Annotated in this window: 14 protein-coding genes; 11 read left to right on the top strand and 3 right to left on the bottom strand. The window is 70.3% G+C overall.

The features are described 5' to 3' along the window. Positions 1–12: 12 nt before the first annotated feature. The 6 genes from MRBLMI12_RS07880 to MRBLMI12_RS07855 all read left to right on the top strand — a co-directional run bounded on the left by MRBLMI12_RS07880 (position 13) and on the right by MRBLMI12_RS07855 (position 5793). Positions 13–447 (top strand): MarR family winged helix-turn-helix transcriptional regulator, encoded by a 435-nt coding sequence (locus MRBLMI12_RS07880; protein WP_363355419.1) that lies wholly within the window; start codon positions 13–15, stop codon positions 445–447. Positions 448–542: 95 nt separating this feature from the next. Next, a complete protein-coding gene (locus tag MRBLMI12_RS07875) occupies positions 543–1910 on the top strand; it encodes an alpha/beta hydrolase family protein (protein ID WP_363355417.1) in 1368 nt (455 codons plus the stop codon). Positions 1911–2245: 335 nt separating this feature from the next. After that, on the top strand, positions 2246–3013 hold the full coding sequence (locus tag MRBLMI12_RS07870; RefSeq protein ID WP_363355415.1) for a 3-oxoacid CoA-transferase subunit A: 768 nt from the start codon (positions 2246–2248) through the stop codon (positions 3011–3013). Further along, entirely contained in the window at positions 3010–3717 is a 708-nt protein-coding gene (locus tag MRBLMI12_RS07865; RefSeq protein WP_363355413.1) for a 3-oxoacid CoA-transferase subunit B, read from the top strand. Before MRBLMI12_RS07870 ends, MRBLMI12_RS07865 begins: the two co-directional genes overlap by 4 nt. 1 nt (position 3718) lies before the next feature. Further along, the gene (locus MRBLMI12_RS07860; protein ID WP_363355411.1) at positions 3719–4891 is read left to right on the top strand and encodes a thiolase family protein; all 1173 of its coding nucleotides are present in this window, start codon (positions 3719–3721) and stop codon (positions 4889–4891) included. Between the two features lie 29 nt (positions 4892–4920). Then, a complete protein-coding gene (locus tag MRBLMI12_RS07855; protein ID WP_363355409.1) occupies positions 4921–5793 on the top strand; it encodes an IclR family transcriptional regulator domain-containing protein in 873 nt (290 codons plus the stop codon). A gap of 269 nt (positions 5794–6062) precedes the next feature. Here the strand turns inward: MRBLMI12_RS07855 and purU are convergent, their stop codons facing one another. After that, the gene (purU, locus tag MRBLMI12_RS07850; protein ID WP_349425481.1) at positions 6063–6938 is read right to left on the bottom strand and encodes a formyltetrahydrofolate deformylase; all 876 of its coding nucleotides are present in this window, start codon (positions 6936–6938) and stop codon (positions 6063–6065) included. 98 nt (positions 6939–7036) lie between these two features. On the opposite strand from purU, the gene MRBLMI12_RS07845 reads away from it, so the two are divergent. Beyond that, on the top strand, positions 7037–8080 hold the full coding sequence (locus tag MRBLMI12_RS07845; protein ID WP_363355407.1) for an acyl-CoA thioesterase: 1044 nt from the start codon (positions 7037–7039) through the stop codon (positions 8078–8080). A 46-nt stretch (positions 8081–8126) separates the two neighbouring features. On the opposite strand, the gene MRBLMI12_RS07840 is transcribed toward MRBLMI12_RS07845, so the two are convergent. Beyond that, positions 8127–8513: a MerR family transcriptional regulator gene (locus MRBLMI12_RS07840; RefSeq protein WP_363355405.1), complete on the bottom strand. Its 387-nt coding sequence runs from the start codon at positions 8511–8513 to the stop codon at positions 8127–8129. A gap of 78 nt (positions 8514–8591) precedes the next feature. Between MRBLMI12_RS07840 and MRBLMI12_RS07835 the strand changes: the two genes are divergently transcribed. From MRBLMI12_RS07835 to MRBLMI12_RS07825, 3 genes are all read left to right on the top strand, one after another. Beyond that, a complete protein-coding gene (locus MRBLMI12_RS07835; RefSeq protein WP_363355403.1) occupies positions 8592–9893 on the top strand; it encodes an MFS transporter in 1302 nt (433 codons plus the stop codon). A 134-nt stretch (positions 9894–10027) separates the two neighbouring features. Next, complete coding sequence (locus MRBLMI12_RS07830) at positions 10028–11332, top strand: C-glycoside deglycosidase beta subunit domain-containing protein (protein ID WP_363355401.1); 1305 nt, start codon at positions 10028–10030, stop codon at positions 11330–11332. Between the two features lie 13 nt (positions 11333–11345). Further along, positions 11346–12821: a C-glycoside deglycosidase beta subunit domain-containing protein gene (locus MRBLMI12_RS07825; protein WP_363355399.1), complete on the top strand. Its 1476-nt coding sequence runs from the start codon at positions 11346–11348 to the stop codon at positions 12819–12821. Between the two features lie 9 nt (positions 12822–12830). Here MRBLMI12_RS07825 and MRBLMI12_RS07820 read toward each other — a convergent pair whose 3' ends face one another. Beyond that, positions 12831–13769, bottom strand: a complete 939-nt coding sequence (locus MRBLMI12_RS07820) for a LysR family transcriptional regulator (protein WP_363355397.1) — start codon at positions 13767–13769, stop codon at positions 12831–12833. Positions 13770–13991: 222 nt separating this feature from the next. Here MRBLMI12_RS07820 and MRBLMI12_RS07815 point away from each other — a divergent pair, with 222 nt between their 5' ends. Further along, the gene (locus MRBLMI12_RS07815) at positions 13992–15485 is read left to right on the top strand and encodes a GMC oxidoreductase (protein ID WP_363355395.1); all 1494 of its coding nucleotides are present in this window, start codon (positions 13992–13994) and stop codon (positions 15483–15485) included. Positions 15486–15549 lie beyond the last annotated feature (64 nt).

The following is a 15549-nucleotide window of genomic DNA, read 5'->3' as shown; positions in this document are numbered from 1 at the left end:
CCCGGGGACCGCATGACGGCCGAGCACGCGCCCCGCATCCTCTATCAGGTGAAGCAGGTCGAACTGGCGGTCCGCGGGCGCCTCGATGCGGTCGTGCGGCCGCACGGCATCACCGTCACGCAGTACACGGCGCTCACCGTGCTGGAGCAGCATCCGGGAATGAGCTCCGCGCAGCTCGCCCGCCATGCCTTCGTGTCGGCGCAGGCGATGGAGGGGATCGTGCGCGCCCTGGGCGAGGCGGGGCTGATCGAGCGCGTGCGCGATGCCGACAACCGCCGGCGCATGACGATCTCGCTCACCGCGGCGGGCACCGCACTGCTGGCGGCATGCCGGAACGACGTCGACCGCATCGAGGCCGAGGCCTTCGCCGGTCTGTCGTCGACGGAGCGCTCGGCGCTCGGGCGATGGCTGCAGGATGCACGACGCGCGCTCGAGCAATCGCCCTGACCCCTTGATTCATCATCAGGAAACTTGATAATTGGTCCCAGCTCCGTCGCCGACGACGGAGTCCCTGTCGATGATGACAACGGAAGGACCACCCCATGTCCCCGCACGTACGCACGCGCGTCCTCGGAGTCGCAGCGGTCGCCGCCGGCGCGCTGCTCTCCGCCGGTCTCGTCGCCCCGCCCGCCGTCGCAGCCACCCCGGGCGATTACTCCGGTTCGCTCCCCACCGGAACGACCTGGCTCGCCTCGGTGCCCTCGGACTGGAACGGCACCGTCCTGCTGTACAGCCACGGATACCGGCCCTCGTTCGTCCCCGGCAACCCGGCAGCCGTCGCTCCCGACGACGCCACGAAGACACTGCTGCTCGAGCAGGGTTACGCGCTCGTGGGCTCGTCGTACGCCGCGAGCGGATGGGCGGTTCCCACCGCCGTCGACGACCAGCTGCAGTCGCTCGACGCGATGCTCGATGAGACCGGCCTCGATCCCGACCACATCCTGGCGTACGGCACCTCCATGGGCGGCCTCGTCACCGGCCGGATCGCGGAGTCCGCGGGCGACGTCATCGAGGGTGCGATGCCCACGTGCGGGCTCATGGAGGGCGGCGTCGATCTGAACAACTACCAGCTCGACGGTGCGCACGCGATCGACCAGCTGCTGGCCCCCGCGCAGGAGATCGACATCGAGGGCTATGCCACGCTTCCCGATGCGTTCGCGGCGTCGTCGGCACTGACTGCGGCGGTGGATGCCGGCCAGCAGACGCCCGAGGGGCGTGCGCGGATCGCCCTCGCCGGGGCCCTGTTCCACCTCTCGGACGGCGTGCTGGCGGCGGACGCGCCCACCGACCCCGCCGTGGCGCAGCAGTCGCTCTACGAGCAGCTGGTCGACACCATCGGGTTCGTCACGCCGGGGCGCTTCGACATCGAGTCGACCGCGGGTGGCAACGCGACGTGGAACGTCGGCGTCGACTACCAGAAGCTCTTCGCCCAGTCCGCGGACCGCGCGCTCGTCCAGGAGCTGTACCGGCAGGCCGGGCTGGACCTGAAGGGCGACCTGGCGACGCTGACGCAGACCGCGGACGTCGCGGCGGACCCGGGATCGGTCGAGACGCTGCGCGCGTCGTCGGGGCTCACCGGCGACCTGGAGATGCCCGTGCTGACGCTCCACACCCTCGACGACATCCTCGCCCCGGTGCAGGTCGAGCAGGAGTACGCAGAGGACGTCCGCGCAGCGGGCGACCAGAGCCTGCTCCGTCAGTACTTCGTCGACCATGTCGGGCACTGCGTCTTCACGCCGGCCGAGATCGCGGCCGGCATCGAGACGCTGATGGACCGAGTCGAGAGCGGACACTGGGGCGGCCAGTCGGCCGAGCGCATGAACCGCCTCGCGGCGTCGCTGGACGAGAGCGGGTCGGCCTTCGTGCCGACGAAGCCCGGCGAGTTCCTCGCCGACCGCGAACGGCGCTGACCGGCCGCCGATCGCCGCAGTCGCAGAGAGGCCGCACCCCGACCCGGGTGCGGCCTCCGCGTCTCTCTCCGGCGGCGTCGCGTTGGGGTGTCACGACGCGCGGCTACGTCGTGCGCGTTGCCACGTTTCGTGACACCCGAACGGTTGCCGCTGCGTGCCGTCGCCGGTTCGGGAGTCACGACGCGCGGCTACGTCGTGGGCGATGCCACGTTTCGTGACACCCGAACGGTTGCCGGTCCGGGCCGTCGACTCGCGAGGGATGCCGCGCGCGGCCGGGTGCGATAGGCTATCCGCAGAACGGACGACTGTTCGCACAGCGAACACGAGGGGATCGTATGATCGACAAGACCGTGGGGTCTGTCGCGGAGGCCGTGGCCGGCATCCGCGATGGAGCGACCATCATGATCGGCGGCTTCGGCCGCGCCGGGCAGCCGGTCGAGCTCATCGACGCGCTCATCGCGCAGGGCGCCACCGACCTGACGATCATCAACAACAACGCGGGCAACGGCGACGTCGGGCTCGCCGCCCTCCTAGCCAAGAAGCGCGTGCGCAAGATCCTGTGCTCGTTCCCGCGCCAGCACGACTCCTGGGTGTTCGACGGGCTGTACCGCGCCGGCGAGATCGAGCTCGAGCTGGTGCCGCAGGGCAACCTCGCCGAGCGCATCCGTGCGGCCGGCGCCGGCATCGGCGCCTTCTTCTCGCCGACGGGTGTCGGCACGCAGCTGGCCGAGGGCAAGGAGCTCCGCGAGATCGAGGGGCGCAACTACGCGCTCGAGTACCCCATCAGGGCGGATGTCGCGCTGGTCGGCGCGTATCGCGCCGACCGCTGGGGGAACCTGGTCTACCGCGAGACGGCGCGCAACTTCGGCCCGATCATGGCCGCTGCCGCGACCACCACGATCGTGCAGGTCGACGAGATCGTGCCTCTGGGTTCGCTCGACCCCGAGTCGGTCGTGACCCCCGGCATCTTCGTCGACCGGGTGGTCGCGGTGGGGGAGCGCCGCTGGCTGAGCGACGGCGCGTTCGTCGGGGGAGTCGACATCGAAGGGCGCCCGCTCGTACGCGCGGACTCATCCGCAGAAGGAAGCGAGGTCGACCAGTGAGCGCCACCGAGTCGTCGCCGGCCACGCGCATCACGCGCGAGCAGCTCGCCGCGCGCATCGCGCAGGACATCCCCGAGGGCTCCTACGTGAACCTCGGCATCGGGGCGCCGACGCTCGTCGCCGACTACCTGCCGCAGGACCAGGAGATCATCCTCCACACCGAGAACGGGATGCTGGGCATGGGGCCGTCTCCGGCCCCGGGCGCTGTCGACCCCGACCTCATCAACGCCGGCAAGCAGCCGGTTACCGCGCTCGCCGGATCCGCGTACTTCCACCACGCCGACTCGTTCGGCATGATGCGCGGCGGCCATCTCGACGTGTGCGTGCTGGGTGCCTTCCAGGTGTCGCAGGCCGGTGACCTCGCGAACTGGTCCACCGGAGCGCCGGGCGCCATCCCCGCCGTCGGCGGTGCCATGGACCTCGCCATCGGCGCGAAGAACGTCTATGTCATGACGGACCTGCTGACCAAGACCGGCGAGTCGAAGCTGGTCGAGGCCTGCACCTACCCCCTGACCGGCGTCAGCTGCGTCACGCGCGTCTACACGGACCACGCGGTGTTCGACGTCACGCCCGACGGCTTCGCGGTGCGTGAGGCTTTCGGCGACAACACGATCGAGCTCCTCGCCGAGCTCACCGGACTGGAACTGACCGATGCATCGGAGACAGCGGATGCCGCGGCCCGCAGCATCCGGGAGGAGAACTGACATGGCCACCTACATCTATGACGCGGTGCGCACGCCGTTCGGGCGCGCCGGCGGTGCCCTGTCGGGCGTGCGGCCCGATGACCTCGCCGCGATCGTGATGAAGGCGACGGCCGAGCGCACGGGCCTCGACCCGGCCCGGATCGACGACGTGATCTTCGGCGATGCGAACCAGGCGGGCGAGGACAACCGCAACGTCGCGCGCATGGGTGCGCTGCTGGCCGGGTTCCCGACATCCGTCACGGGCGTCACGGTGAACCGCCTCTGCGCCTCGTCCGTCGAGGCGGTGGTCCAGGGCTCCCGCGCGATCGAGGCCGGCGACACCGACATCGTGCTCGCCGGGGGCGTCGAGTCGATGAGCCGGGCGCCGTACGTGGTCGAGAAGTCGCCGCGGCCGTGGCCGAGCGTGGGCAACCAGACGATGTGGAACACGTCGATCGGGTGGCGCATGACCAACCCGAAGCTGCCGAAGCACTGGACGATCTCGAACGGCGAGTCCGCCGAGCTGATCGCCCGCGAGTGGGGCATCTCGCGCGAGGCGCAGGACGAGTTCGCGGTGCGCTCGCACCGGCTCGCCGCCGAGGCGTGGGCCGCGGGCCGCTACGACGGCGAGATCGTGCAGGTGCCCGGTGCGGAGCTCGCCCGCGACGAGGGCATCCGCGACGACACCTCGGTCGAGAAGCTCGCCGGGCTGAAGGCGCTGTTCGCCGCCGACGGCAAGGGAACGGTCACGGCGGGCAACTCGTCGCCGATCAACGACGGCGCGTCGGCCGTGCTGCTCGGGCGCGAGGGTGCGCTGCCCGGCGAGCCTCTGGCGCGCATCACCGCACGTGCCGCGCACGGCGTGAACCCCGACCAGTTCCCGATCGCGCCGATCGAGGCCGCGAACAAGGCGCTGGCACGCGCCGGGCGCACGTGGGCGGACGTCGACTTCGTCGAGCTCAACGAGGCGTTCGCGTCGCAGTCGCTCGCATGCTCGGCCGGCTGGCCCGAGCTCGATCCCGACAAGCTCAACGTGCACGGCGGCGCGCTGGCGATCGGGCACCCGCTCGGCGCCTCGGGCGGGCGCATCATCGGCCACGCCGCGCACGAGCTGCGCCGGCGCGGCCGCGGCGTCGCGGTCGCCGCGATCTGCATCGGCGTCGGGCAGGGGCTCGCCGTCGTACTCGAACGGTGACCCGCGTTCCGGGTCGGTAGGGTGAGCCGATGACCGCGACCAGCGATGTGCCCGCCGCGGCCGACCGCCGCGGCGACCCGACCCCCGCCGCCGTCACCGACCTGGCTGGCAGCGGCGTGGTCCCGGCGGGCAGTGACCCCGCCGCGGGAAGGGACACCGTGCAGTCCCTCGCGCGGGGGCTCGCCGTCATCCGCGCATTCGATGCCGACCACGCCGAGCTCACGCTGAGCGAGGTCGCGCGACGCGCCGGCATCACGCGTGCGGCGGCGGGCCGGTTCCTGCGAACGCTCGAGGAGCTGGGCTACGTCCGCGGCCGTGACCGGCTCTTCGCACTCACCCCGCGCGTGCTCGAGCTGGGCTTCAGCTACCTGTCGGCGCTGTCGATCCCCGAGATCGTGCAGCCGCACCTCGAGCGCCTGTCGCGCGACGTCGACGAGAGCGTGTCGGCGGCGGTGCTCGACGGCGCGGAGATCGTTTACATCGCCCGCGTGCCGACCCGCCGCATCATGAGCGTGCGCATCACGATCGGCACGCGGTTCCCCGCCTTCGCGACGTCGATGGGACGCGTGCTGCTGGCCGGGATGCCGGATGCCGCCCGCGACGCGCTGCTCGCGGCATCCGCTCTCCCCGCCCTCACCGACCGCACCGTGACGAGCGCCGGCGCGCTGCGCGACGAGCTCGCGCGCGTGCGGGAGCAGGGCTGGGCGCTGGTGGACGGCGAGCTGGAGCCGGGCCTGCGCTCGGTGGCCGTCCCGCTGCACGATCGCCGCGGCGACGTGGTCGCGGCCGTGAACGTGTCGACCAGTGCCACGCGCGACAGCATCGACCACGTCGTCGCCGAGTATCTCCCCCCGCTGCAGCGGACCGCGGCGGCCATCGACGCCGAGCTGCGCCTGGTCTGAGGTCACGGGCGTTTCGTCTCGCTCCGCTCGCTCAACGACCGGGGCCGCATCGGGCGACACGACGGGCGTTTCGTCCCGCTCCGCTCGCTCAACGACCGGGCCGGGGCCGCATGGGGCGACACGACGGGCGTTTCGTCTCGCTCCGCTCGCTCAACGACCGGGCCGGGGCCGCATGGGGCGACACCCCGGTCGTTGAGCGAGCGAGGCACGAGCGAGACGAAACGCGCCGGCTCTGACCCGTACGGATGCCGCGGGCCGCGGCGTCCATCTCAGAACACGATCGTGTGGTTGCCGTGGCGGATGATGCGGTCCTCGGCGTGCCACAGCACCGCGCGGGAGAGCACCTGGCGCTCGACGTCGGCGCCGCGGCGGGCGAGCTCGGCGGCGGAGTCGGCGTGCGTGACGCGCACCGTGTCCTGCTCGATGATCGGACCCTCGTCGAGGTCGTCGGTGACGTAGTGCGAGGTCGCGCCGATGAGCTTGACCCCGCGCTGCTTCGCCTTCTTGTACGGCTCGGCGCCGATGAACGCGGGCAGGAACGAGTGATGGATGTTGATCACCGGCACCCCCAGCTGCGACAGGAAGTCGCCCGAGAGGATCTGCATGTACCGCGCGAGCACGACGAAGTCGACGTTGCCTCTGAGCAGCTCGATGATCTTCGCCTCGGACGCCGACTTGTCGGGACCGGGTGCGCCCGGCACGTGGAAGAACGGCACGCCGAACGAGCGCACGTCCTCGGCCGATGTGGTGTGGTTCGAGATCACCATCGGCACGGTGACGGGCAGGTCGCCACGGCGGTGGCGCCACAGCAGGTCGAGCAGGCAGTGGTCCTGCTTCGACGACAGGATCGCCATGCGCTTCGGCACGGACTGGTCGGTCAGCGACCACTCCAGCTCGAAGCCGGCGAGCGTCTCGGCGATCTCGCTCTCGATCACGGGGCGGTCGGCGGCGAACCCCGGGCGGTGGAACACGACCCGCTGGAAGTACGCCCCGCCGGTGGGGTCGTCGGAGTACTGGTCGAACGCGACGATGTTGCCGCCGATGCGCGTGATCATCGCCGAGACGGCGGCCACGATTCCGGGCCGGTCGCTGCCGTGCACGATGAGGCAGGCGTGGTCGGGCTTCAAATTGGGTGAGGCGGGCACCGTTCGATTCTGCCCTGTGCGAAGGATCGCCGCTTCTTGGCGTCGGATGCGCGGATCCACAGGCGACAGCCGGATGCGGCGGCCAATACCCTGACGGCATGAACGCCGCCACGCCCACCCGTGCAGCGGGTCGCGACGACCGGATCACGCTCCGGTTCATGGCGGTGCCTTCCGACACCGCCGCCGGTGGACGATCCGTCGCCGCCGGAAGCGTCATGGAGTGGATCGACAAGGCCGGCTACGCGTGCGCGGTCGGCTGGGCGGGCGCCTACTGCGTCACCGCGTACGTCGGGAATGTCCGCCATCGGCGGCCGATCGCCCCGGGAAGCCTCATCGAGGTGCAGGCACGCATCGTGTACACCGGCCGTACGAGCATGCACGTGGTCGTCACCGTCTCGTCGGCGCGGGTGAATGAGCGCGCCTACACGCCGGCGACGACGTGCATCCTCGTCTTCGTCGCGAAGGGCGAGGACGGCCGGCCGACCGAGGTGCCGGCGTGGGAGCCGGTCTCGCGGTCGGATCACAAGCTCGCCGACGGCGCGCTCGAGCGGATCGAGTCGCGCGCCGAGATCAAGCGGCTCATGCTGGCGCAGGAGTACACGGACGCGTCGGCGGCGCCGCGCACCACGCTCCGCTTCCTCGCCCCGCCGGGCGTCGTGAACTTCGGCGGCAAGGCTCACGGCGGCACCGTCATGCGGTGGATCGACGAGGCGGACTACGCGTGCGCCGCGGCGTGGGCGAAGGACGGTCTCGGCACGCCTCGTTCCTCGGCACTCGATCCGGCGGGCGCCGACGCCAGCGCGGCGGTCGGCGTCTACTCCGGCGGCATCCACTTCTTCGCGCCCGTCGTCATCGGGCACCTCGTGGATGTGGACGCGCGCATCGTCTACACCAGCAGGCACAGCATGCATCTGAGCACGCAGGTGTGGACGGCCGATCCCCGCACGCCGGCGGAGCGCATGCTGACGACCCAGTGCCTGAGCGTGTTCGTCGTGCCCGGACCCGATGGCGTCGCCCGGCCGGTTCCGCAGTGGAGCCCGGAGCTGCCCGAGGATGTGCGCCTGCAGGAGCACGTGCGCGAGATCATGAGCCTGCGCGAGGAGATCCCGCCCATCGCGGCATCCCTCACCCTCGAGCCCTGAGCCAAGCCGCCGGACGTCGGGCGTCTGGACGGCGGGAAGGATGCCGCTACGCCGCCGTCCCGCTGCGCACCAGGTCGCCGTTGCGGGTGAGCGCGAGGAACTCCGCGACCGCATCGCGGCTCTTGGTCAGGCACGCGAGGCGGTCCTCGAGGGCGGCGAGCTCGGTCGCGAGCATCTCGGCGAGCTCGCGCGAGCAGGTGAGCTGTGACTGCAGCGCGCACTGCCGCTCGACGTCGAGCACGACCTTCGCAAGGCGCGTGGTGAGCCCGGCCTGGACGAGACCGCGTGCGCGTGTGGCGCGATCGACGTCGGACTCGTCGTACGACCGATAGCCGTTCGCCGACCGCTCGGAGACGAGCAGGCCCTGCTCCTCGTAGTACCGCAGCATGCGCGTGGGGATGCCGGTGCGCTCCGACAGCTCGCCGATCTTCATGACGCTCGGGCCTCCGTGTCGATTGATGTCGCTCGAAAGCTTGACATTGACATTGATGTCAAAGTTTAGCCTCGCTGCATGACTTCGTCCACGGCATCCGTCCCCCCTCTCTCCGCCGCCGTCGAACGGCTCCCGCTCGGCCCGCTCCTGCTGCTGTCGCTCGGCGTCTTCGTGACCGTCACGGCCGAGTCGCTGCCTGCAGGGCTCATGCCCGAGATGGCGGCCGAGCTCGGGGTCGATCCGCTGCGCATCGGCCTGCTGGTATCGGTGTGGGCGATGGTCGTCATCGGCACGAGCATCCCCCTCACGCGAGCCACCCGCCGCATCGACCGCCGCGTCGTCGTCGCGGTCTCGCTCGGCGTGTTCGCACTGGCGAGCGTCGCGACCGCCTTCTCGCCGAGCTACGAGTTCGCCTTCGCGACTCGGGTGGTCGCCGCGATCGCGCACGGCGTGTTCTGGGCGATTGTCATCGTGTACGCATCGTCGATGCTGTCGGGCGCGCAGCTCGGGCGCGGGCTCGCGCTCGTCACCGGCGGCGGGACGGCCGCCACCGTCGTGGGCCTTCCCCTCGCGACGGGTCTGGCGCAGCTCACGAGCTGGCGCGTCTCGTTCGCGGCGATGGGGATCGGGATGCTGCTGCTCGCGGTCGTCGTCTATCGCAGGCTGCCCCGATCGGTCGTGGCCGCGGTGCCGGAGGCCGAGCGCGCGCCGCTGCGGAACGATCGGTCGCTCCCGCCGCTCCTCGCGTTCGGGCTGGCAGGCCTGCTCATCGGCCTCGCGCAGTTCCTCGCCTTCGTCTACATCCGGCCCTACCTCTCCGAATCGGCCGGCATCGCCGATGGCTGGGCGAGCGCGCTGCTGTTCGTCTTCGGCGCCGCCGGGATGGCCGGCGTGGCGGTCGCCGGGACCCTTGCCGATCGGTTCCCGCGGACTGCGCTGAGTGCGACCCTCCTCGTCTTCGTCGCCGCCTACGCCGCCCTGGCGCTGTTTCCGCAGGTCACCGTCGTCATGCTCGTCGCCCTGGCGCTGTGGGGCGCGGGCACCGGCGCGATGTTCCCGCTGATCCAGACGGCACTCATGCGCGCGGCTTCCGATCGTCTGCGCGACCTCGCGAGCGCCTCGATCGTGGTGCTGTTCAACGTGGGGATCGCCGGCGGCTCGTGGGCGGGCGGTCAGCTCGCAACGACCTACGGGCCGACGGCGAACATGGCGGTCTCGGCCGCCGTGGTGCTGATGGCCACCGCAATGACTGCCGTCGGTGCGGCGCTGGCAGCCCGGCGGGCCGCTGTGCCGACGGCTCGGCGTGCCACTGCCGAGCCCAGCGCGGCTTCCACATCCGCTCGCCTGTCACGAAGTGTCGCCCCACCCGACACTTTGTGACAGGTGAGCAGCTCCGGATACCTCTATGTGCGTATCAGACATACTTATGCCATAAAACATCGGAACCTCGATACGCTGGTCGAACCGCAACCACGTGCGCCACCGCCGGCGCACATAACAGAGAGCGAGCGTCGATGCTTCTCGAGCGCGACCTGATCCAGTCCACGGGCTTTCGCAACGTGCGAGAGGGCGGCGAGATCACCGGGTTCCAGCTGCGCGTGCGCATTCCGAACTACCGCGGACTGTATGCGTCGCTCATCGACGGGATCGCGGTGCGCGTGGGCGATCTCGTCGATGTCCGGCACGACGCGCCGCTGTGGACCCTCGGCGGCAGGACCTACACGCTCGCGCAGCTCTGGGACTCCGACGGGGTGCGCTGGCCGCTCGAGGAGGCTGCCGTCGTGACGGTGCCGTACCCGGGCGGACTGCCTGACGGCACGCACGAAGTGTCGGTGGAGATCCTCCTCCGGGCCTCGTACATCCCGATCGAGCACCAGCCGAGTCGCACGAGCGCCACACGTCACGTGACGCTGACCTCCGAGAACGACGGCGGACCGTTCCGGTACGGCGTGAGCCTCTACAGCTACACCGGCGACTTCAGCACGGTGCTCGACCTCGAGACCTCGATGGCGGCGATCGCCGACCTCGGTGCGACGGGCATCGAGATCCTCGGCGAGGGGCACGTCGCGGGCTACCCGGATCCGTCGGCCGCGTGGATCGACGAGTGGTTCCGGCTTCTCGAGGCGTACGGGCTCGAACCGACGAACCTGGGCTCGTGGATAGACACGCGCCTGCACTCGAGCGGGCGGAACGCCCGGGACATGACGGCCTCGGAGGGTGCTGCGGCGCTGCAGCGCGACATCCGTCTCGCCCATCGGCTCGGGTTCCGGTTCGTGCGCCCGAAGATCGGCGTCGTCTCGAGCGATCTCGTGCCGCACCCGATCTGGACCGAATCGGTCGAGCGCAGCCTCGACCTCGCCGCCGAACTCGATGTCGTCATCGCCCCCGAGATCCACTCGCCCACGCCGATCAAGCACCCGGTCGTCGACGACTATATCGACCTCATCCAGCGCACAGGCACGAAGCACTTCGGCCTGCTCATCGACACCGGCATCTTCCAAGACCGACCCATCCCGCTGCGTCCCGGCGAGACGCGCGAGACGCGCCCGGCATTCCTCGACGGCATCGGCGTCGATCCCGCGGACCTGAAGGCGATCGGCGAGTACATCGTGTTCGTGCAGGCCAAGTTCCATGACATCGACGAGAACCGGGTCGACCAGCAGATCCCGTGGCGCCCGGTGCTGCAGGGGCTGAAGGATGCCGGCTACACCGGCTACCTGTCGAGTGAGTACGAGGGCGAGCGCGAGCCGTGGCGCTCGCTCGAGCAGGTGCGTCGGCAGCACTCGATCATGCGCGAGATCGCGTCGGATCTGGGCTGAGAAGGAGACACGGATGCCGAACGGAATGATCTCCGAGGACTCCCTGCGCGTCCACCCTGACGGGTTCGCGCTGGCGCTCACTCTGCCCTGGTACAGGAGCCTCTGGCTCTCATCGGTCTCGACGATCCGCGTCGCGATCGACGGCGTCGACCTGCCCGAGGCCGACCTGGCCTTCGAACTCGGCGGCACGCGCTACGCGATCGCCGATCTGCCGCAGCAGGCCGACGTGCTGTGGTTCCTGCAGGAGCACCCGCTCCTGATCGTGCGCCGCGATGTGCCGATCGCGGTCGGCGAGACGCACGACGTCGTCGTGCACGGCGAGCTCCGCCTGCCGTACATGCAGATCACGCCCGGGCAGGATGGCGGGCCCGGACTGTACGTGCCCAACATCGTGCACCAGGAGCTCGCGTTGACGGCCACGGAGGGTGCGGCATCCGTTCCGGCCCTCGTCTCGGGAGCAGTGCCGCCACCGCCCGCCACCGACGCCGACCCGTTTCAGCTGGGCCTTACGCTGTACTCCGCCAGTGCCGAGTTCCGCGCCGGCTGGTACGACTTCGACGGACTGCTGGATCGTGTGGCGGAACTCGGGATCGGTCCCGGCATCGAGATCGTCGCGTCGCAGATGGTGCCGACCTATCCGGTCGTGTCGGACGAGTTCGTGCGTACGTGGCGTGCGGCGTTCGACCGGCACGGGTTCGCGCCGAGCTCGTTCGGCGCGAACCTCGACATGGGTCGTCGACGCGACCGCGACATGACGCCCGACGAGGAGTTCGAGTTCAGCGAGCTGATGTTCCGGGGCGCGAGGAAGCTCGGCTTCCCGCTGGTGCGCATCCAGTCCGCGAAGCCCGAGCTGCTGCGGCGACTGCTCCCCGTGGCCGAGAAGCTCGAGCTGACGCTCGCGTACGAGATCCACGCGCCGATGGGGCCGAACGCCGAGCCGATCCTGCGAGTGCGCGAGACGTATGCGGAGCTCGACTCGCCGCTGCTCGGCTTCGTCGCCGACTTCTCGTCGACGATGCACGCGATGTCGCCGACGCTGCTGCGCGCTGTGCAGCGCGCCGGTCTCGACGACGACGCGCTCGTCGAGCTGCAGCGCATCTGGACGACCGATGCGACGATGCAGGAGCGACAGCAGGAGTTCATCGAATACCTGAAGTCCCGCGACTTCGACCCCGGCCGCCTCGGATCGTTCGCGCACCTCGCCTTCAACATGCACGGTCACGTCGACCCCCACGAGTGGGCCGACATCATGCCGCAGATCCGGCACGTGCACGCGAAGTTCTACGACATCGACGACGACGGCCAGGAGCCCGCGATCGACTACCCCGAGCACGTGCGCGTGTTCGTCGAGAACGGCTACCGCGGCTACTGGTCGAGCGAGTGGGAAGGTCACGCCTTCGCCGAGCTCGGAGAGGTCGACCCGCTGCTGCTGGTGCGCAGGCAGCACGACCTGATCCGCTCGGCGATGCGCTCGCCGCAGACCGCCTGAGCACTCGGCTCAGTCGAGGTGCGCGTCGGCCTCGACGATGCGACCGGCCTCGACGAAGAGGGCGCGCATCCAGGCGTGCTCCGGGTCGCGGCCGTGCACGGGGTGCCACCACAGCGCGTTCGTCAGGGGCGTCGCGTCGAAGGGGAGCCCGACGATGCGCAGGCCGCCGGCCCGCTGCACGATCGGCGCGAGCGCGGCCTGCACGAGGCCGATGCGGCTGGTGCCGGCGACGAACAGCGGCAGCGACATGAAGCTCTCCACGACGACCTCCACGCGCGGTTCCACGCCGAGCTGCTGTACCTGCCGCTCGGCCGAGGTGAACGCCGTGCGCGACTGGTAGTGCATCGCCCACGGCAGAGTGGAGATGTTCTCCATGGTCAGCGCGTCCCCGACGGCCGCATTGTCTTCCGCGACGATCCCCACCCACCGGTCGTGCCACAGATCCGCGAAGGGCAGCTCGGTGAGGAAGCCGTGCGGGATCACCATGGCGTCGGCCGCACGCAGGCGGTTGGAGGCGTCCTCGACGATGAGCGGAGTGTGCAGGGCGAACCGGAACCGCACGCCGGGGGCGCGGTCGGCTGCGAGCTCGGACACCACGCGGCCGATCGTGGTGAAACCGTAGTCGGAGCCGTAGATGAGGAACTCGCGCGCCGACTCGGAGGGCTCCCACGTCGCCTGGCTCTCGAACACGCGGCGGGCGGCATCCAGGGCGGTGGTCGTGTGCTCGGCCAGCCGCAGTGCGAACGGCGTCAGCTCGTATGTGTTGCCACGGCGGGCCAGGATCGGATCGTTGAAGTGGGTGCGCAGTCGCGCGAGCGACGCCGACAGGGCCGGCTGGCTCAGGTGCAGCCGCTCTGCCGCTCGCGTGACGCTGCGCTCGGTGAGGAGCGCGTCGAGCGAGACGAGCAGATTCAGATCGAGCCGCGAAAGCAGCGCGTGGTCGGTCACGGCGATGTGATCCTTCGGGTGAGGTTCGGTGCTGCGATTGTATCCAGGCAGTCAATGCCCGCGCGAGGTCGCATAGGTGTCATCGATGGAAGAGGCGCCGCCGCGGTGCCTGACGACGGGCGCATCATCATCCGCAATTGCTCGAATCAGTCAATCTAATGAGGCTTTAAGACATAAGGTCTGGAATGATGGAGACAGCAGACTGAGCGAAGGCGGTCATCCATGTCCACGTCCACGGATCTCCTCATCATCGGGAGCGGCCCGGTCGGGTCGGCGTTCGCGCGCCTGATCTGGGAGCAGCGGCCGGGCACGGCCATCACGATGATCGAGCTCGGCCCGCAGGTCTCCGATCCTCCCGGCACGAACGTGCGCAACCTGCCCGCCGACGAACGGGATGCCGCACGTGAGCGTTCGCAGGGACCCCAGGGTGCTCCCAGCGGCGACTCGGCGCGCGGGCTGCAGGTCGAGGGCACTGTCATCTCCCCAGGCGGCACCTACCTCGCCTCGCCGGGTCATCAGCCCGGCATGCCGGCGGCGGCGCTGTCGAGCTGCGTGGGCGGGATGGGGGTGCACTGGACCTGCGCCACCCCGCGGCCCAACGACGACGAGCGCATCGACTTCATCCCGCCCGCCGAGCTCGACGCGGCGCTCGACGAGGCGGAACGACTCATGCAGGTGACGACGCTCCCCGAGAATCCGTACGGCTCGGCGATCAAGACCCTGCTGCGCGAGCACTTCGGCGACACGCTGCCCGAGGGCCGCCGGCCCGACGGCCTCCCGATGTCGGCGCTCCCACAGCCGGACGGGTCCATCCGCTGGGGCGGCGCCGACACCATCCTCGGCGACACGCCCGTCGTGCTGCGCGCAGAGACCATCGCCCGCCGGTTGATCCTCGACGGCGGCCGCGTCACGGGCGCCGAGGTGGAGCACGTGCGGACCGGGGAGGTGGACACCATTCTGGCCAAGGCCGTCGTGGTAGCGGCCAACGCGCTCCAGACCCCGCAGCTGCTCTGGGCATCCGGCATCCGTCCGCCCGCCCTCGGGCGCTACCTGACGGAGCATGTGCTGGTCTACAGCGTCGTCGCGCTGAGCGACGAGGTCGTCGTGCGCGCCGGCATCGATACGCCGGTGAAGGAGCTCGTGAAGGATCCGACCGCCTCGACCTTCGGCATCCCGTACACGGCGGGGGTGCACCCCTACCGCACCCAGGTGATGCACATGGCGGATGCCCCCTTCCCCGTCGACGAGGCCGCGGTGAGTGTGGGGGCGGCGCGCTTCGTCGCGATGGGCAACGGCGTCCGCAAGTTCCCGCGCGCCGAGGATCGCGTGGTGTTCTCCGATACGGCGCTCGACGTCTGGGGGATGCCGCAACTGTCGATCGAGTACGAGGTCACCGAGCGCGAGCTGGCCGAGGTCGAGGCGGCGATGACCGATCTGCGGGCAGTCGCTGCGAGCATCGGAGCGTTCGTCCCCGGCGGTGAGCCACGGCTCATGCCCGCCGGCACGTCGCTGCACTACAAGGGCACCGTGCGGATGGGTGACGACGAGGGAGAGGCATCGGTCGTCGACGATCGCTCCCGCGTCTGGGGATTCGAGAACCTGTTCCTCGGCGGCAACGGACTCATCCCGACGGCGACCGTGACCAATCCGACCCTGACGAGTGTCGCACTTGCCGTGCGTGCCGCGCCGACGCTCGCTCAACAGTTGAACGCCTGATCAGGAGATGAAAACGGGGCCGGAACGCGGAAGCGTTCCGGCCCCGTTTCGCGGCCGTCGCACC

The sequence above is a fragment of the Microbacterium sp. LMI12-1-1.1 genome (assembly GCF_040676455.1).
GTDB lineage: Bacteria > Actinomycetota > Actinomycetes > Actinomycetales > Microbacteriaceae > Microbacterium.
This window is presented reverse-complemented; position numbering and strand designations above follow the sequence as displayed.